Below are 17,467 nucleotides of genomic sequence, written 5' to 3'. Positions count from 1 at the left end.
GGCCAGTTCCCACAGCATGTTGCTGGCGCGGAAGAACGTGTATCGGGCGAAGTCCCCTTCGCTCAGCGCTTCGGTGTCGACGCCGGTGAGCACTTCTTCGGCTGTGTCGCCGTGGCCCAGCCAGGACAGCGCGTGCGCGCGGACGAACTGCGCCGACGGGCCCGCCCCGGCCCGGCCCGCGGCCTCGGCCAGTCGTTCGGCCAGCGGCAGGTCGGCCAGGCAGACCGCACCGCGGGCCGCACGCAGCAACAGGTCCGCATCGGGTTCGAGGTCGGAGTCGAGGATCAGCGCCGCCCGGCGCACCAGGATCCGCACCTCGTCGTGATCGGGGGCGGCAGCGAGTTCGGTGGCGACCAGTCCGCGTAACCGACGCAGCCGGGTCGGTGCGGTGCGGTTGCGCCGCACCTCCCCGTAGAGCGGGTGCGCCACCCGGACCTCGGGACGCGGACCGTCCCGGTCCACGCTGACCAGGCCGTGCACGTCGGCTTCCTCCACCGCTGCGGGGTCGGTGATGCGTTGCAGCACAGCCAGTTCCAGAGGTTCGCCGACCGCGAGCACATCCAGGACGGCGGCCACTTCGGGGCGCAGCGCCCCCATCCGCGATTCGATGAGCTCGACCAGCGTCTGCGGCACCGAGGGTTCTCCGCTCCAGCGCCAGTGGTCGTGTCGCCGGGTCAGTCGGCCGTCGGCCAGTTCCTGTTCCACGATGTGCCGCAGATAGAGCACGTTGCCGCCGGTCAGTCGGTGCAGTCGGCTGACCGACTCCGGGTCCACCGGCCCGTCGAGGCTGCGGGTCAGCAGGGTCGCGGTGTCGTCCCTGGGCAACGGCGCCAGCGTGAGCCATTCGAAATCGGCGAGCCGCCAGAGTTCGGAGAGCCCGCCGGGGACGGTCTCGCCCTCCCGCAGCGTCACGATGAGCTTGGCGGTGCGCCGGTGCACGATCTGGTGGAGCACGAACAGCGACATGTCGTCGAGTTGGTGCGCGTCGTCCACCCCGATCAGCACCGGTCGAGGCGCCGCCGTGAGCCGTTCGATCACGCCGCACACCGACTGCAGGGCGTGCGTGTCGGCCGGATCGGCCCAGGAGGCCATGGCGCCCAGCGGAATGTCGCGCGCCGCCGAGGAGCCCGCGATCCAGCGCACCTCGTGGCCGCGCGCGGCTGCGGCGTCCAGGGCGGCCGACGCCACCCGACTCTTGCCCACGCCGGCGTGCCCGGAGATCACCACACCCGCGGTGTCGGCGTCCGACAGCGCCGCCTCGATGAGACGGGTCTCGTGTCCGCGGCCCACCAACGGCCACGCCAACCGCATCCGCTCAGCGTAAAGCAGCAGGTGGCGTCACGCCCGGCTTTATCCGACCACCACGGGCGGCGCAGGGTGGGTGTCTTCCCGGCGGTGACGCCGCACCGCCACGAACGCGGTTGCGCCGGCCACCAGTCCGCCACCGATGAGTACCGGCCAGAACAGCATCTGGGCGAGCGCGACCCGGCGCTGCGCCTTCACGCCGCGACGGACCAGGGAACGACTACGACGGACGACGCTCACGGCACCGGCCTCCTTCTCTGCATGGGTGAACCGGCCCTCTACCCGGCGACCCGGGACGGCAAACGCAGCTACCCCTGCCGACCACGGGAGCGGCGGAGTTTCCGTCCCCGCAACCGGTTCTCGCGGTCCTTGGCCCGGTTCTTGTCGATGACGGTGGTGTCGCGCAGCGGCAGTTTGAGGGAGTCCTCGGCACTGATCCCGGCCTGGAGTTGACGACCCCGCTCCAGTTCCGCGTCGATCTCGGCGCCGAACAGCAGTGCCAGGTTGGTCAGCCACACCCACAGCAGGAACACGATCACCCCGGCGAGGGTGCCGAAGGTCTTGTCGTAGTTGCTGAAGTTGGCCACGTAGAAGCCGAAGCCCAGGGAGGCCACCACCCACGTCAGGATCGCGACCGCCGCGCCGACGCTGATCCAGCGGAACTTCGGCTGCTGGACGTTGGGGCTGAGGTAGTACAGCGCGGCCACCCCGACGACCACGAGCGCGAGCAGCGCCGGCCAGCGCGCGACGTTCCAGATCGTCAGGCCGGTCTCGCCGACACCGAGGTATCCGCCGACCGCCTCGGCGACCGGTCCGCTGAGCGCCAGCAGCAGCGCGACGGCCGCCGCGACGAGCAGCCCGACCAGGGTGAGGAGGAGCTGTTGCGCGCGCAGTTTCCACATCGGCCGCCCCTCCTCGACCTCGTAGATCCTGTTCATCGCGCGCCCGAACGCGCCGACGAAACCGGACGCCGACCAGAGTGCGCCGAGGATGCCGGCGACCAGGGTGAGCCCGGCCGACGGTGCGTTGACGAGGTTCTCGATGGGTCCGCGGAGCACGTCGACGGCCGCGCCGGGGCTGACGTCGTCGACGATCTGCAGGATCGAGTCGGCAGTGCGCTCCCCCTGGCCCAGCACACCCAGCAGCGACATCACCACCACCAGCGCGGGGAACAACGACAGCACGGCGTAGTAGGTCAGCGCCGCAGCCAGGTCGGTGCACTGGTCGCGGCTGAACTGACTCGCCGTCTGCCGGAGCACGTATCTGACCGAGGGCCGGGTCAGGTCGGACGGCGAGTCGGGTTTGGTCGGGTGGTCGGCGGGCGGGGCGTCGGTGTCAGGGTGCTCAGCGCGTTCGGGTTGCTCGGGGTCGGCCTCGGGCCGTTCGGGGTCGTCGGCGGGCCCGGTCCCGGCCGGAGCGCGGACGGGCCGCGACGCAGGCTGGGACCGTCGGGAGCGGGTCAGCGCGCCGGTGGCCACCCCGACGACGAACGCCCCCACCACGGCGCCCGGGCGGCGCTTGTGGACGGTTATGCCGGCAGGCTGGAACTGGTGCTGACGCTGGAGACCACGGACCTGTTGCGGCATGGCCGGGTGATGCCCGCGCCCGGGATACGCCAAACCCCGCGACACCGCCCGTGCGACGTCGTGCTCGGCGGCCACCACCTGCCGACACCGGCCCCGGCGTCGCGTCCGCGCCGCGGCGTGAGCGGTTTTGAACCGGATGTTTAATCCCGGCAACTCCGGACATACCTGTCAGATCCCAGCCACCTCGAATCGGAGCAAATAATGATCATCCTCGGCGTCATCCTTTTGTTGATCGGATACTTCACCGGCCTGTCGATCCTGTACACCATCGGTGGGATTCTCGTGGTGGTCGGCATCGTGCTGTGGATCCTCGGCGCCGTCGGACGGCCGGTCGGGGGCCGAAAAGTCTGGTTCTAGACGCGCTGTGCGAGCCGCCGCACCCGGGTGACGTTGAACCCCGGGTGGGCGGCACTCAACATCACCGAGGGGATGAGAGAACCCTGATAACTCGGCGCCGGGGTTGCTATTGCCTGTCCGACCCGTATTGTCGGTAGAAGGTGATAAATATTGAGTCACTGTCTCGCAGCAGAAAATGCTTGAGCTTCCAGGCTTTTTGCTTATCGAGGTGACCTATCTACCGCTACAAGCGCATGTCGAGCACCCGGCGTGATCTGTTGGTCCCGAATGCCAATCGCTAGTGAGCGGTCCACAGCGTGACGAGAATGCTCACCCTCAAACAATTCTGCCGCCGGAGTTTGATCACCACCCCGTTAGAGGCTCTACCGAGCCGACCGGCATTGAGCGATCCCGCCGTCATGTGCACGACTTTGAAAGCGTGACCCGTGCAGACGATCGACCAGCCCAAGACCATTGCCCCCACGATCACTCCGACCGAGACGATCGAGCGCAGGCACACCCACAAGACCCGTCCCCGCACCAACGGCGCCTACGACGACGTCGTTGACATGTTCCGGGAGCTGTCGGCGCTGGACCCCGAATCCGTGGCGTATCAGCGCCTGCGGGAAGCCATCGTCGAACGCTGCCTCCCGCTGGCCGACCACATCGCGCGCCGTTTCCGCGGACGCGGCGAAGCGCACGAGGACCTGGTCCAGGTCGCGCGAGTCGGCCTGCTCAACGCCGTCAACAGGTTCGACGTCGACGCCGCCAACGATTTCCTGGCGTTCGCGGTCCCGACGATGATGGGCGAGGTCCGGCGCTACTTCCGCGACCACGGCTGGTCGTTGAAGGTTCCCCGCCGACTCAAAGAACTCAACGTGCGGATGAACAGCGCAAAGTCTGAACTCACCCATCAGCTCAACCGGGCGCCCACGCCGAGCGAACTCGCGGAGTACCTCGGGATGGACCGGGCCGAGATCGTGGAAGGCCTCGTTGCGGCGAACGCCTACTCCACCCGCTCAACCGAGCAGGAGACGATGCTCAACGGTGACGGCGACGGGCTCACCCTGCTGGACACCATCGGCGGCCCCGACGAGAACATCCAGCGCGTCATCGACATTCAGACCGTGCAACCGCTGTTGGCCACCCTGCCCGCCCGTGACCGGCTGGTGCTGCAACTGCGATTCTTCGACAACCGCACGCAGAGCCAGATCGCCGAACAGATCGGCGTGTCGCAGATGCACGTGTCGCGGCTGCTGAGCCGCGCGCTGGCCACGCTGCGCGCCCAGGTCGGTTGACGTGTCCACCGACACCGACGACGGATTCCGTAGCCGCGCACCCCGGGATTGACGCCTTCGTCAACCTTCTCGGAGGTGGCGGACGGGAATGCGCCCAGGCGGGGCGGGAACTCGCGATCCACGCGAGCGTGCCCCGAACCTACGGAATCCGTACTACTCTGATTGCGGTTGAGTACCCAGCCCCGGATGTGCCCAGAGCTTCGCTGCAGTCACGCTTGTGGAAATGAGGATGGTCTCCGTCGGTACTGAACCCGCCTACCGCACCGCTGCTCCTACCGACGAGGAGCAGTGCGGCAACGCGAAATTCGCCGTACGCCAGTGTTCGCCCTACCGGGTCGCGGTCGCGGTCATCGGCGAGATCGACGCCGTCAACGGCCGTGCACTCGCCCGCTACGTCGAACGGCACACCCGCGTGTCCCGGCAACTGGTGCTCGACCTGCGCGCGGTCGACTTCTTCGGCAGCCAGGGCTTCACCGCGCTGTACTACATCAGCGTGCACAGCGTGCGCAGCGACGTGGACTGGGTCATCGTCGCCAGCCCCGCCGTGCGGCGACTGCTCGAGATCTGCGACCCCGTCAAGGAACTGCCCGTGGCCGGCGACCTGAGTTCGGCGCTGGCCCGGCTCGACCGGTTCGCGCACAGCAGGCACCAGTTGGTCTGGAGCGGCCGATCGGGTTGGCGTGTGCAGGCCCGTAACCAGCGCCGCTCGTACTCGTCGATCCCCGGCGGATAGACCACCAACCGCCGCTGGGCCGACCCATAGCGGGCGGGCGCGACGACGATTGCGCCCCAAGGGAAGTCACCGTCGAGCAGCGTGGTGGGCAACCGGCGCCAGTCGTTACGCAGGCGAAAACCGGTGCGCGCGTTCACCGTGCACCGCCCAGCGCCGGCGCCACCGTCAGCGCGGCCAGGGTGACGGCAGGACGCGGCAACCTCCTGGCGTCGCATTCGGTGCGGACCGCATGGTCGACGGCCACCACGATCCCGGCCACCTGAGGGGCGTGCGCCCAGAAGCACAGGGAGCCTCCGCTGAGCGCCAGTCGCCTGACCGTCGAACCGCAGGCCTGCAGAACCGTCGCGCGCCGCACCAGTCCGCGGGCCGCAACCGCCCATTCGGCGGCGTCGTCCGCCCGGTCGACCTCGGTGTGCAGACCGACCACCGTCAACCGCCTGTCCCCCAACATCAACGGCGCCTGATCGGTCAGGTAGAGGTACTTCGTGCTGTGGGCGTCCTCAGCCACCCGCGCCATCTGTTGCGCGGTGTCGACGATGAACCGCGACACGTCCATTGCGACGGCGCGCCGGATCGGGGCCGCCGCCGCGCCACACCGGAACACCACCTGGATCGGCCGGATCTGTCGGTACCGCACGAGGTCGAGGTCGTGGTCGTCGCGCGCGGCCACCGAAACCCCGTGGGAGCGAGCCCAGTCCGCCAGCGTCCGGTCGGCCAGGGCTGCGGCGGGAACGCAGTGCCCCGCGTTGACGCGCATCTCCGGCGCGCGAGGGGGCGTGGCAGATAGCGGAGGGTCATCGGTGGTGTCCAGAACCAGTGTCATGACTCAGGTCTACGGCCGGCGCACGCCGGTCGCCACCGTCCATACGCACTTCTGACGCCCGCCGAACCGTTCTTAGCGCGATGTTGACGTGACGCCGACCGCTCACTGTTCGAAGCGGTAGCCCATCCCGGCCTCGGTGAGAAGGTGTTTGGGTTTGGCCGGGTCGACTTCGAGTTTGCGCCGCAGCTGCGCGAGATACACCCGCAGATAGTGTGTTTCCTTGGCGTATGCCGGTCCCCAGACTTCGCGTAGCAGTTCCTCGCGTCCGACGAGTTTGCCGCGATGCCGGACCAGCATCTCCAGCATCCCCCACTCGGTGGGCGTCAGGTGCACTTCGGCGCCGTTGCGCGTCACCTTCTTCGCCGCGAGATCCACTGTGAACGACGATGTTTCGATCACCGGCTCGTCCATGTCGGAAGCCGCCGCGCTGCGCCGCGCGGCGGCACGCAACCGCGCGAGGAACTCGTCCATGCCGAACGGCTTGGTCACGTAGTCGTCGGCGCCGGCGTCGAGAGCACGCACCTTGTCCGAGGAGTCGGTGCGCGCCGACAGCACGATGATCGGCACCGAAAGCCAGCCGCGCAGACCGGTGATCACGTCGATACCGGTCAGGTCGGGCAGGCCGAGATCGAGGATCACCACGTCGGGTCTGCACTCGGCGGCCAGCTTCAGCCCCTCCGCGCCGGTCGCTGCGGTGAACACCTCGTAGCCGCGCACCGACAGGTTGATCCGCAGCGCGCGCAGGATCTGCGGTTCGTCGTCGATGACAAGCACCCGGATCTTGCTCATCGTGAGCCTCCTGAAGAGTCGGCAGGGAGGTCGACGACGACGGTGAGCCCGCCACCGGGGGTGTCACCGGTCGAGATCGAACCTCCCATCGCCTCGGTGAAGCCGCGGGCGACCGACAGGCCCAGCCCGACTCCGCTGGTGTTGTCGGTGTCGCCGAGCCGCTGAAAAGGTTCGAACAGCTGCTCCTCGGCGCCCCTGGCCACCCCGGGACCCTCGTCGATGACGTTGATCAGCACCCGCTCCCCGACCCGGCCGGCGTTGACCCGGACCACGCTGCCCATGGAGTAGCGCAGCGCGTTGTCGATCAGGTTGACCAGCACGCGCTCCAGAAGGCCGGGATCGGCGATCACCACCGCGTCACCGACTTCGACCTTCACCCGCTCCAGCGCGCTGAGCCCGGACGCGGTCGTACCGCGCCTGATCCCGAGCAGCGCGCGCTGAACCGCCTCCTCCACGTAGACCCGGTCAGCGTCCGGTGTGACCACCCCGGCGGCCAGCCGGGAGGAATCCAGCAGGTTGCCGACCAGCGCGGTGAGCCCGTCGATCGACTCCTCCACCGTGGCGAGCAGTTCGGCGGTGTCCTCCGGCGAGAACTCGACGTCCTCGGTGCGCAGACTCGACACCGCCGCCTTGGCCGCGGCCAGCGGGGTGCGCAGATCGTGGCTGACCGCCGAGAGCAGCGAGCGGCGCAACTCGTCGGCCTTGGTGATCGCCTCCGCGCGACTGGCCTCCTCGGTGAGTTCGCGCTGACGCACCAGCCCCGCGGCCTGTGTCGCGACCGCGCCGAGCACGCGGCGCTCCCGCGCCGCCAGCTTGCGGCCCGCCATCAACAGCCAGAATTCGTCATCGCCGACCTCGATCGCCGTGTCGGCCGAGCCGATGTCGGTACAGGGATGGTCGCCGACGCACGCGACGATCACCGAGCCGCCCTCGGGGGTGTCGCGCAGCAGCGAAACCGACTGCTGCAGATAGGTTTCGCGTACCCGTTCCAGCAATGCGGTCAGATCCGCACCCCGCAGCACCGAGCCCGCGAACAGCGCGAGCAGTTCGGCTTCCTGTGCGGCGCGGCCGGCCTCGCGCGCCCGCTTGGCCGCGCTGTCGACCAGCGCCGCCACCGCCACCGCGACGGCCAGCAGCACGAACACGGTGACCGCGCTGTCCGGCGCGGCGATCGTCAGCGTGTAGCGCGGTTCGACGAGGAAATAGTTGAGCAGAAATCCCGACAGCACCGCCGAGAGCGCCGCCGGCGCCACCCCGCCCAGCAGTGCGACGACGAGCACGCCGATGAAGAACAGGGCGCTCTCGCCGCCGATCCCGAGGAGCGGGTCGAGGAACAGCACGGTGACCGCGCACAGCAGCGCCGGCACCACGAGCGCGGCCAGCCACGACGTCAGGTGGCGGCTGCGCGGTGACAGCGAGGCCATCGACCAGCCCGCCTTGGCCTCCTGGTGGGTCACCATGTGGACGTCGATCCGGCCGGACTCCTGGACGGTTCTCGCGCTGATGCCCTCGTCGAGGATCCGCGCCCAGCGTGACCGCCGCGACGTGCCGATCACCAGCTGGGTGGCGTTGCGTTCCCGGGCGAAATCCATCAGCGCCGTGGTGACGTCGTCGCCGACCACCGTGTGCACGGTGGCGCCGAGACTGGACGCGAGTTCGCGGATCTTGCCCAGCTCCGGGGCGGACGCGCCGGCGAGCCCGTCGCCGCGGACGACATGGACCACCATGAGCTCGGCGCTGGACTTCGAGGCGATGCGGAACGCCCGGCGCACCAACGTCTCTGACTCGGGCCCGCCGGTAACCGCCACCACGACCCGCTCCCGGGCCTCCCAGGTGTCGCTGATCTTGTGGTCGGCGCGGTACTTGGCCAGCGCCGCGTCCACCTGGTCGGCGAGCCACAGCAGCGCCAGTTCGCGCAGCGCGGTCAGATTGCCCTGCCGGAAGTAGTTGCTCAGCGCCGCGTCGATGCGGTCGGGCTGATAGACGTTTCCGTGGGAGAGCCGGCGCCGCAAGGCTTCCGGGGTGATGTCGACCAATTCGATCTGATCGGCGCTGCGGACCACCGCGTCCGGGATCGTCTCCTGCTGGGCGATACCGGTGATCTGCGCGACCACGTCGTTGAGACTCTCCAGGTGCTGGACGTTGACCGTCGAGATCACGGTGATCCCGGCGTCGAGGAGCTCCTCGACGTCCTGCCAGCGCTTGGGATTGGCACTGCCCGGGGTGTTGGTGTGCGCCAGCTCGTCGACCAGGACCACCTCGGGATTGCGGGCGATCACGGCGGGGACGTCCAGTTCGGCGAACGTGCCGCCCCGGTAGTCGACGTACCGGGGCGGGACGATCTCGATGCCCTCGAGCAGCTCGGCGGTCTTCGTGCGGCCGTGCGTCTCCACCACCGCCGCCACCAGATCGGTGCCCCGCTCCAACCGGCGGTGCGCTTCACCGAGCATCGCGAACGTCTTGCCCACCCCCGGGGCCGCGCCCAGGTAGATGCGCAGCTCGCCCCGCTTCGCGCGGTATCGGCCGGTGCTCACGTGTTCACCTTGTCAGCCGCGGCGCGCACCCGGCAATCGCCGGGCGCGCGCCTGACCGTCACGCCGGCCGACCCGAGCGCCCGTCCAGGGCCAGGTTGACCGCCAGCACGTTCACCCGGGGCTGGCCCATGAACCCCAGATCGCGTCCGCGGGTGTGATCGGCGACGATCGCGCGCACCTCCTCGGCGCTGATCCCGCGGGCCTGCGCGACACGCTCGACCTGCAGATCGGCGTATGCCGGGGAGATGTCGGGGTCCAGGCCGCTGCCGCTGGCGGTGACGGCGTCGGCGGGCACCTGCGGTTCCCCGGCAGCGCCCTCGACCGCGACGATCTGGCCGAGCGAAAAGTCCTGGCCGTCATTGCATTCCACGCGCACCCCCTCGTAGGTGGCGACGAACGGGGTGGTGGTGTCGGCGCAGGGCTGGTTGACGCTGATCACCCGCGTGGGGTTGACCACGGTGCCACGTGCGTCCCGGGGCCCGATCACCGACAGCACCGCGCCGACACCGTCGTTGGTGCAGAACGGGCGGGCGCCGCTGACCCCGTCGGCCTCCCCCACGGCGAGGCTGCGGGCACAGACCAGGGTCAACAGACTGGTGCGGTCCCCGGTGTCGACGATGTCCTCGGGGCCCAGGTTGCTGGCGCTGGTCGCCATCGGGTCGTAGCCGTCGCCGGCCGCGGACGGCCTGGACTGGAAGTACTGCGGCAGTGGGTTGCCGTCGGCGTCGGTGAACAGCTGGCCGAGCCGGCTGGACCCGACGGTCCGGCCGTCGGCCTCGACCAGGGAGCCCTCGGCGTTGTGCTTGAGAACGGGCGCCTGGGCCAGCACCCACACCAGGGCCGGATAGACCAGCCCGAGCAGGACGGTGAGCAGCAACAGCGCGCGCAGCGCTGCCCAGTGGTGACGGAGGAGAGTGGACAGATTCATCTAAGACATCCCAGGAAGGAGGTGGACAACCAGATCGATGAGTTTGATGCCGACGAACGGTGCGACGATGCCGCCGAGGCCGTAGATCAGCATGTTGCGGCTCAACAACTTCGACGCGCCGGCCGGGGTGTAGCGCACGCCGCGCAGCGCCAGCGGGATCAGGAACACGATGACGATCGCGTTGAAGATCACCGCGGACAGGATCGCCGACTGCGGGCTGTGCAGCCGCATGATGTTCAGCAGGTCCAGGCCGGGGAACAATGTCATGAACAGCGCCGGGATGATCGCGAAGTACTTCGCGATGTCGTTGGCGATCGAGAACGTCGTCAACGCGCCACGGGTGATCAGCAACTGCTTGCCGATCTCGACGATCTCGATCAGCTTGGTCGGGTCCGAATCGAGGTCGATCATGTTGCCGGCCTCTTTGGCGGCCGACGTCCCGGTGTTCATCGCCACGCCGACGTCGGCCTGCGCCAGGGCGGGTGCGTCGTTGGTGCCGTCGCCGGTCATCGCGACCAGCCGTCCCCCGGCCTGCTCCTTCTTGATCAGTGCCAGTTTGTCTTCCGGGGTGGCTTCGGCGAGGAAGTCGTCCACACCGGCTTCCTCGGCGATCGCCCTGGCGGTCATGGGATTGTCGCCGGTGATCATGATGGTGCGGATTCCCATGCGGCGCATCTCGTCGAAGCGTTCTCGCATGCCCTGCTTGACCACGTCCTTGAGGTGGATGACCCCCAGCACCTCGGCCCTGCCGTGGTGCGAGCGACCGACCACCAGCGGTGTGCCACCGGAGTTGGAGACGTCGTTGACGATGTCGGTCAGCTGGGTCGGCACCGTCGCGCCCTGGCTGCGCACCCACTCGGCCACCGAGCTGGCCGCACCTTTGCGCAGCGATTGGCCGTCGTCCAGGTCGACCCCGGACATCCTTGTGGCCGCGGTGAATTCGACCCACCGCGCGCCGGCCAACTCGCCGGGTTGACGGGCCCGCAGTCCGTGGGCTTCCTTGGCGTACACCACGATCGAGCGCCCTTCCGGGGTCTCGTCGGCCAGGCTCGACAACTGTGCGGCGTCGGCGAGGGTCTCCGGGCCGACCCCGCGCAGCGGGATGAACTCGCCGGCCTGCCGGTTACCGAGGGTGATGGTGCCGGTCTTGTCCAGCAGCAGGGTGTTGACGTCGCCGGCGGCTTCGACGGCGCGGCCGGACATGGCCAGGACGTTGCGCTGCACCAGGCGGTCCATGCCGGCGATGCCGATGGCCGACAGCAGGGCGCCGATGGTGGTCGGGATCAGGCAGACCAACAGCGCCACCATGACGATGCCGGTCACCCCGTTGCCGTCGAGCGCCAGGTTGTCGGGCACGCCGGGGTTGTTGGCCTTGGCGAACACCGCCAGCGGCTGCAGCGTCGCGACGGCGAACACGAAGATGATCGTCAACGCGCTGAGCAGGATGTTCAGTGCGATCTCATTGGGCGTCTTCTGCCGGTTGGCACCTTCGACGAGGGCGATCATCCGGTCGACGAAGCTGTCCCCCGGCTTCTGGGTGATCTTGACGACGATGCGGTCGGACAGCACGGTGGTACCGCCGGTCACCGCCGAACGGTCACCGCCGGACTCCCGGATGACCGGCGCCGATTCACCGGTGATCGCCGACTCATCCACCGAGGCAATGCCTTCCACGACATCACCGTCGCCGGGGATGACCTGGCCGGCTTCGACCACGACGTGGTCGCCCTGCTTGAGCATCGGGGCCGCGACGCTCTCCTCGGTCCCCGGCTGGCCGGGTGCCCAGCCGTTCAGTCTGCGGGCGACGGTGTCGGACTTGGCTTTCCGCAGCGAGTCGGCCTGCGCCTTGCCCCGGCCTTCGGCGACCGCCTCGGCCAGGTTGGCGAAGATCACCGTCAGCCACAACCACCCGACGATCAGCCACGAGAACCAGGACGGCTCGATCAGCGCCAGGACGGTGGACCAGACGGCGCCGATCTCGACGATGAACATGACCGGGTTGCGCCACAGCGTGCGCGGGTCGAGCTTGCGCAGCGCATCCGGCAGTGAGCGCACCAGCATCGCGGGGTCGAGCAACCCACCGCCGACGCGCGCCGCGGGTTTCGAGTCGACTTCGGCGGATTCGACCGCCGAAGTCACCATGGTGACAGTCATTTTCAGTGGATTCCTTCAGCGAGGGGCCCAAGTGCGAGCATGGGCAGGAAGGTCAGGGCGACCAGGATCAGCGTGACGCCGGAGACGAGTCCGACGAACTGCGGACGGTGCGTCGGCAGGGTGCCGGCCGAGGCGGGCGTGCTGCCCTGCCGGGCCAGGGAGCCCGCCAGCGCGAGCACGAGGATCAGCGGCAGGAAGCGTCCCAGCAGCATGGCCAACCCGAGCGCGGTGTTGTACCAGGGTGTGTTCACGCTGATGCCGGCGAAGGCCGAGCCGTTGTTGTTGGCCGCCGAGGTGAACGCGTAGAGCACTTCCGACAGACCGTGGGGCCCGGTGTTGAGCATGCTGTCGCGCTGCTGGGGTCCTGACATCGCGATCGCCGTGCCCGTCAGCACCAGCAGCGGGGTGACCAGGAAATAGCCTGCGGCGAGCTTGATCTCCCGCGGGGTGATCTTCTTGCCCAGGTACTCCGGGGTGCGGCCGACCATCAAACCGGCGACGAAGACCGTGATGATCGCCAGGATCAGCATGCCGTAGAGGCCCGATCCCACACCGCCGGGCGCGATCTCACCGAGCTGCATGTTGAACATCGTCACCATGCCGCCCAGGCTCGTGTAGGAATCGTGGTACGAGTTGACCGCACCGGTGGAGGTCAGTGTGGTGGCCGCGGCGAACACCGCCGAATTCGCCACGCCGAAGCGCTGTTCGACGCCCTCGGTCGCCGCGCCGACCGCCGTCGGCACCGTGCCGTGGGCCTGCAACTGGAACACCATCAGCAGCGTCACGCTCAGCGCGGCGATGACGCCCATCACCGAGACGATCGCCAGCCCCTGCCGGGTGTTGCCGACCATCTTGCCGAAGGTGCGCGGCAGCGAGAACGCGATCATCGCGATCAGGAAGATCTGCACGAAGTTCGTCCACGCAGTGGGGTTTTCGAAGGGATGGGCGGAGTTGGCGTTGAAGAAGCCGCCCCCGTTGGTGCCGAGGAGCTTGATCGCCTCCTGGCTGGCCACCGGGCCGCCCGGGATGGTCTGGGTGCCGCCGGCGATGGTGTTGACCACCTGCGAGTGCAGGGCGAAGTTCTGGATCGCACCACCGGCGATGAGGATGACCGCGGCGACCGCGGCGATCGGCAGCAGGATCCGCAGGGTGCCGCGCACCAGGTCGACCCAGAAGTTGCCCAGCTCACCGGTTCTGGTGCGCGCGAAGCCGCGGACCAGTGCGATGGCGACGGCCATGCCGACCGCCGCGGACACGAAGTTCTGGACCGTCAGGCCCGCCATCTGCACCAGGTGTCCCTGGGTGGACTCCCCCGAATACGCCTGCCAGTTCGTGTTGGTGACGAAGCTGACCGCGGTGTTCCATGCCAGCGCCGGCGTCATCTCGGTGCCGGGCTCGGTCAGGTGCAGCGGCAGCCTGCCCTGCACCAGTTGCAGGAAGAACAGGAACAGCAGGCTGACCGCGGAGAAGGCCAGCACGCTTCTGGCGTAAGCACCCCAGGTCTGCTCGGATCTCGGGTCGGCGCCGATGACCTTGTAGATGCCACGTTCGACGCGGGAGTCCCTGGCGGTGTTGTACACGCGGTACATGTAGTCGCCCAGCGGCACGTGCACGGCCGCGAGCGCGATGACGAGAGCGAGGACGAACAGGATCCCCGCGGTGGTGGCCGACACTAGAACCTCTCCGGGAAGAGCAGGGTGGCAATCAGGAACAGGGCGATCGCGACGGCCAGGACCAGGCCGACACCGTTGGCGAGGCTCATCGCTCGAGCAACCTCACGGCCCCGGTGAACATCGCGAAAAGCGCGACGGTCAGCCCGACGTAGGCAAGAACAGACATCACTTCAACTCCGTTTCGCGGCCCACGTCCGGTGGGCTCGCTTGGAGTCAACATCCGCGCGAACCGGCTACGGCGGTTCCTGACGGTTTCTTGACACCCCTGCGGCGTTCCTTTACGGAGTCCTTGCGGCAGTGGCTCCTACCTGCAGGTGGGTCCGTTTACGGCCGCGGTTGAAGGTGATGGTCAGCCGAGCCGATGGCATCACTTAGCCACCTAGGTGATGCCATCGTCGGCTCGTGGCATCAGTTGGCCCGAGGACCGCCGTCACGCACGAGAGCGTGACGTGGACGACTCCGACCGAGGCGGGTTACAGGCTGAGGCGACCTCAGAGCGGCACGGCGCGAGGCCGGACGATACGAAGCAGCGATCGCGGGTCTCGACGGGAGCCTGCCGGCCCAGGTCCTCGCGGACGCGGAAGAGGCCGGCAACGAGATCACCCGTTTCGATGCCGAACTCAGCGATGAGATCGCGCCGTTCTCCGCGGTGCTGCTGCGCTCCGAGTCTGCGGCGAGTTCCAACATCGAGAACTTGACCGCCTCCGCTCGGGCCATCGCCGAAGCCGAAGCACTCGGAGATACCAGCCGGCGAAATGCCGCGTTGATCGTCTCGAACACCGAAGCGATGAAAGCCGCTGTCGCCCTCGCTGACCGACTCGACAGCAATGCGATTCTCGCCATGCACTCCGCGCTCATGCAGGATGTCGCCCCCGACTCTGCCGGACGCTGGCGCACCGAGCAGATGTGGGTGGGGGGCGGAAATTTCGGTCCTCGCGGCGCCGATTTCGTTGCCCCACAGCACTCCCGCGTCGCCGGAGCCATCGACGACCTCCTCGCCTTCACGAGTCGCACAGATGTGCCCGCGCTCCCTCAGATCGCCATCGCCCATGCCCAGTTCGAGACAATCCACCCGTTCACTGACGGCAACGGCCGCACCGGACGAGCTTTGATCCAAGCGATGTTGCGACACAAGCGCCTCACCCGTCAGATCACCGTGCCCGTCTCCGCTGGACTCCTCACCGATATCGATGCCTACTTCGACGCCCTGGGGTCCTTCCGCCAAGGAGATCCCGCTCCGATCGTCGCGCGCCTCTCAGAAGCGTCACTGCTGGCCGTCGCCAACGGCCGCCGGCTCGTCGCAGACCTCAGATCGATTCGCGGCGAATGGAATTCGACGATCGTCGCCCGCCGAGACTCCGCAGTCCATCGCGTCGCCGATCTCCTCATCAAGCACCCCGTATTCAACGCGCGACTGCTTGAACGTGAACTCGGGATCACCACCGGAAATGCACGCCGGTACATCGACCCGCTCACCGAAGCCGACATCATCGTCGAGTTCACCGATCGTGCGCGAAACAGAGCTTGGCGCGCACCCGAAGTTCTGAGCGCACTGGACGAATTCGCCGCGCGGGCAGGGCGCCGCAACCGCCCCGACTGATCTGCCTCCGTGGGCACCGCGCCGCAGGCCGTGACCTGGGCTGAGACGTGATTGGTGGTGGTCCCGGCTGGTTTCGAACCAGCGACCTTCCGCGTGTGAGGCGGACGCTCTCCCACTGAGCTACGAGACCGGATATCCGACGAGTCGAACGAGGCAGAAGACTAGCACGCAGTCCCGATCGTCCGAGAAACGCCCTGGTGAAAGCTGCGCCGAAACGCGCGTCCCGGCGCCGTCCGCGCCGGCCGAAGCACCGCGCTACGTCGGCAACCGCGGGCGTGCCGATGCCCCCGATTCCGACGGGTTTGACGCCATGATCCCCATGATGGCCCGACCTGCGGTTTTGCGCGTCGGCACGCCGCGCGAGCAAGGGATTTGTGTATGCCGGACTGCCTGGACTAATGTTCTGCATCGCGACGGGCGACGATCTCGCCCGTGGCGTGCGGATGTAGCGCAGTTGGTAGCGCATCACCTTGCCAAGGTGAGGGTCGCGGGTTCGAATCCCGTCATCCGCTCGAGGATGCAGTGGCATCAACCCCAGCGGTGGAGTGGCCGAGTGGTGAGGCAACGGCCTGCAAAGCCGTGCACACGGGTTCGATTCCCGTCTCCACCTCCAAAGTTGTTACCGGCGCGATTAGCTCAGCGGGAGAGCGCTTCCCTGACACGGAAGAGGTCACTGGTTCAATCCCAGTATCGCGCACCAAGTTCTACCTGCGTTGTCGCCGATTTTGGCGGACCGCCTGAACTGCATGTGAACTGAGGTTCATCGGGGGGCTAGCTACACGAAAGGTAGCTGGACCCATTTGCCCACCACATGCCCCACGAGGGCCACCAAAGCATCCCCGCGTCGCGTTCCCATACGTCGAGCGCGGGGATTTTGCATTTGACCAGTATCGGTCGCCCGCGAACTCCCCTGACCAGCGCAAACCGTTGAGCGCGACGCGCGCGTTTCTGCGCTTCTGATCGCTCAGAAAAGACTGAAGGCGGCTCCCGGACCAGGGGAACCGCCTCAGTGAAAACCTTTGCCCCGTTACCAGCGGGGATTCATCTTGACACCCAGGAGAGTACTCCCATGCGCGAAAACAGCGCAACATCAGAAATCCATCCAGCCTTGAACCACCGCTGCCCGTTCTGCCACGCCGGTCCAGCAGAGCCCTGCCGCACACGCAACAGCGGGCGGCAGCAAGACTGGCCACACTCGCGGCGCATTGCGCTTACGACGCCCCAGGACGAGCGTCGGCCGGCCAAACGGGTGTCCGCCCTCTGCTGCGTATGCGGCAATCAGCGGACCGTCAGCTCGGACTACAGCCGATATCAAGATCCCAACCACAGCTCTAGCGTCGAAGGCAAGGCGAAAGGGTGGCGGAAAACGGAGACCCTGAAATGCGACGCCTGCGGGGCGCGCACTCGACATGCCTTGCTCAACAATGGCCACTACCGCGACTGGGACGAACGGATTCAATCCATAGCCCTTGGCGGCAATCACCCGGCCGCGGGCTGGAGCGAAGAATCCGTGCAATGTATCCGCAGGGAGTACAGGGAGTTGTATCCTCGCAACCCTTACCTTCACCACCGCCGGTACACCGCCGACGCCCAGAAGGCCTGGGATGACGGAACCAAGAGGGTCATCGCGCGGTGTGGCGAACCGATCGAGGTGAAAGTCGACCCACGACAAGCGGCTAAGTACAGCGAACCGAACCGGAAAGTGGGG

At 67.9% G+C, this 17,467-nt stretch carries 15 protein-coding genes, 4 tRNA genes and 1 pseudogene; 8 read left to right on the top strand and 12 right to left on the bottom strand.

Annotated elements, in window-relative coordinates; genetic code table 11:
- The 3 genes from MVA01S_RS22000 to MVA01S_RS21995 all read right to left on the bottom strand — a co-directional run.
- Positions 1 to 1,311: AAA family ATPase (locus tag MVA01S_RS22000; protein ID WP_159426340.1), on the bottom strand; the 1,311-nt coding region annotated here is incomplete at its 3' end.
- Between the two features lie 39 nt (positions 1,312 to 1,350).
- Positions 1,351 to 1,545 (bottom strand): hypothetical protein, encoded by a 195-nt coding sequence (locus tag MVA01S_RS31365; protein ID WP_144033085.1) that lies wholly within the window; start codon positions 1,543 to 1,545, stop codon positions 1,351 to 1,353.
- Positions 1,546 to 1,613: 68 nt separating this feature from the next.
- A complete protein-coding gene (locus tag MVA01S_RS21995; RefSeq protein ID WP_081529198.1) occupies positions 1,614 to 2,891 on the bottom strand; it encodes a YihY/virulence factor BrkB family protein in 1,278 nt (425 codons plus the stop codon).
- A gap of 201 nt (positions 2,892 to 3,092) precedes the next feature.
- Between MVA01S_RS21995 and MVA01S_RS30975 the strand changes: the two genes are divergently transcribed.
- The 3 genes from MVA01S_RS30975 to MVA01S_RS21985 all read left to right on the top strand — a co-directional run bounded on the left by MVA01S_RS30975 (position 3,093) and on the right by MVA01S_RS21985 (position 5,258).
- Positions 3,093 to 3,248, top strand: coding sequence for a hypothetical protein (locus tag MVA01S_RS30975; RefSeq protein WP_003933814.1), 156 nt, complete (start codon positions 3,093 to 3,095; stop codon positions 3,246 to 3,248).
- Positions 3,249 to 3,712: 464 nt separating this feature from the next.
- On the top strand, positions 3,713 to 4,525 hold the full coding sequence (locus MVA01S_RS21990) for a SigB/SigF/SigG family RNA polymerase sigma factor (RefSeq protein ID WP_390176166.1): 813 nt from the start codon (positions 3,713 to 3,715) through the stop codon (positions 4,523 to 4,525).
- Positions 4,526 to 4,754: 229 nt separating this feature from the next.
- Entirely contained in the window at positions 4,755 to 5,258 is a 504-nt protein-coding gene (locus tag MVA01S_RS21985; RefSeq protein WP_003933812.1) for an STAS domain-containing protein, read from the top strand.
- 11 nt (positions 5,259 to 5,269) lie between these two features.
- Here the strand turns inward: MVA01S_RS21985 and MVA01S_RS32385 are convergent.
- From MVA01S_RS32385 to MVA01S_RS21950, 8 genes and pseudogenes are all read right to left on the bottom strand, one after another.
- Positions 5,270 to 5,473: pseudogene (locus tag MVA01S_RS32385) on the bottom strand (hypothetical protein); the annotation flags it as partial.
- Positions 5,392 to 6,081 (bottom strand): hypothetical protein, encoded by a 690-nt coding sequence (locus MVA01S_RS21980; protein ID WP_003933811.1) that lies wholly within the window; start codon positions 6,079 to 6,081, stop codon positions 5,392 to 5,394. The gene MVA01S_RS21980 and the pseudogene MVA01S_RS32385, both read right to left, overlap by 82 nt.
- A gap of 102 nt (positions 6,082 to 6,183) precedes the next feature.
- Positions 6,184 to 6,870: a response regulator gene (locus MVA01S_RS21975; protein ID WP_003933810.1), complete on the bottom strand. Its 687-nt coding sequence runs from the start codon at positions 6,868 to 6,870 to the stop codon at positions 6,184 to 6,186.
- Entirely contained in the window at positions 6,867 to 9,404 is a 2,538-nt protein-coding gene (locus MVA01S_RS21970) for a DUF4118 domain-containing protein (protein ID WP_003933809.1), read from the bottom strand. Before MVA01S_RS21970 ends, MVA01S_RS21975 begins: the two co-directional genes overlap by 4 nt.
- Before the next feature lie 58 nt (positions 9,405 to 9,462).
- A complete protein-coding gene (locus tag MVA01S_RS21965) occupies positions 9,463 to 10,332 on the bottom strand; it encodes a potassium-transporting ATPase subunit C (protein ID WP_003933808.1) in 870 nt (289 codons plus the stop codon).
- Positions 10,333 to 12,474, bottom strand: a complete 2,142-nt coding sequence (gene kdpB / locus MVA01S_RS21960) for a potassium-transporting ATPase subunit KdpB (RefSeq protein ID WP_051015406.1) — start codon at positions 12,472 to 12,474, stop codon at positions 10,333 to 10,335.
- 14 nt (positions 12,475 to 12,488) lie between these two features.
- A complete protein-coding gene (gene kdpA, locus MVA01S_RS21955) occupies positions 12,489 to 14,159 on the bottom strand; it encodes a potassium-transporting ATPase subunit KdpA (protein WP_003933806.1) in 1,671 nt (556 codons plus the stop codon).
- Positions 14,159 to 14,248 carry a potassium-transporting ATPase subunit F gene (locus MVA01S_RS21950; protein ID WP_060941689.1) on the bottom strand — a complete coding sequence of 30 codons (90 nt, stop codon included), beginning with the start codon at positions 14,246 to 14,248 and terminating at the stop codon, positions 14,159 to 14,161. The genes kdpA and MVA01S_RS21950 overlap by 1 nt, the downstream gene beginning before the upstream one ends.
- A 560-nt stretch (positions 14,249 to 14,808) precedes the next feature.
- Here MVA01S_RS21950 and MVA01S_RS32120 point away from each other — a divergent pair.
- On the top strand, positions 14,809 to 15,759 hold the full coding sequence (locus MVA01S_RS32120) for a Fic family protein (RefSeq protein WP_003933805.1): 951 nt from the start codon (positions 14,809 to 14,811) through the stop codon (positions 15,757 to 15,759).
- Between the two features lie 55 nt (positions 15,760 to 15,814).
- Here MVA01S_RS32120 and MVA01S_RS21940 read toward each other — a convergent pair.
- Positions 15,815 to 15,889, bottom strand: a tRNA-Val gene (locus MVA01S_RS21940).
- A 309-nt stretch (positions 15,890 to 16,198) separates the two neighbouring features.
- Between MVA01S_RS21940 and MVA01S_RS21935 the strand changes: the two genes are divergently transcribed.
- The 4 genes from MVA01S_RS21935 to MVA01S_RS31745 all read left to right on the top strand — a co-directional run.
- Positions 16,199 to 16,271, top strand: a tRNA-Gly gene (locus MVA01S_RS21935).
- Positions 16,272 to 16,298: 27 nt separating this feature from the next.
- Positions 16,299 to 16,372, top strand: a tRNA-Cys gene (locus tag MVA01S_RS21930).
- 12 nt (positions 16,373 to 16,384) lie between these two features.
- A tRNA-Val gene (locus MVA01S_RS21925) sits at positions 16,385 to 16,459 on the top strand.
- A 369-nt stretch (positions 16,460 to 16,828) separates the two neighbouring features.
- Positions 16,829 to 17,467: DUF6315 family protein (locus tag MVA01S_RS31745; RefSeq protein ID WP_255251714.1), on the top strand; the 639-nt coding region annotated here is incomplete at its 3' end.

It is taken from the genome of Mycolicibacterium vaccae NBRC 14118 = CIP 105934 (genome assembly GCF_001552715.1).
Classification (GTDB): domain Bacteria; phylum Actinomycetota; class Actinomycetes; order Mycobacteriales; family Mycobacteriaceae; genus Mycobacterium; species Mycobacterium vaccae.
This window is presented reverse-complemented; position numbering and strand designations above follow the sequence as displayed.

Coding starts and splice junctions, on each gene's coding strand:
- MVA01S_RS21985 (WP_003933812.1), top strand. CDS start 4,755: ATGGTCTCCGTCGGTACTGAACCCGCCTACCGCACCGCTGCTCCTACC.
- MVA01S_RS21995 (WP_081529198.1), bottom strand. CDS start 2,891: ATGCCGCAACAGGTCCGTGGTCTCCAGCGTCAGCACCAGTTCCAGCCT.
- MVA01S_RS21975 (WP_003933810.1), bottom strand. CDS start 6,870: ATGAGCAAGATCCGGGTGCTTGTCATCGACGACGAACCGCAGATCCTG.
- kdpB (WP_051015406.1), bottom strand. CDS start 12,474: ATGGTGACTTCGGCGGTCGAATCCGCCGAAGTCGACTCGAAACCCGCG.
- MVA01S_RS21950 (WP_060941689.1), bottom strand. CDS start 14,248: ATGAGCCTCGCCAACGGTGTCGGCCTGGTCCTGGCCGTCGCGATCGCC.
- MVA01S_RS21980 (WP_003933811.1), bottom strand. CDS start 6,081: ATGACACTGGTTCTGGACACCACCGATGACCCTCCGCTATCTGCCACG.
- MVA01S_RS30975 (WP_003933814.1), top strand. CDS start 3,093: ATGATCATCCTCGGCGTCATCCTTTTGTTGATCGGATACTTCACCGGC.
- MVA01S_RS21965 (WP_003933808.1), bottom strand. CDS start 10,332: ATGAATCTGTCCACTCTCCTCCGTCACCACTGGGCAGCGCTGCGCGCG.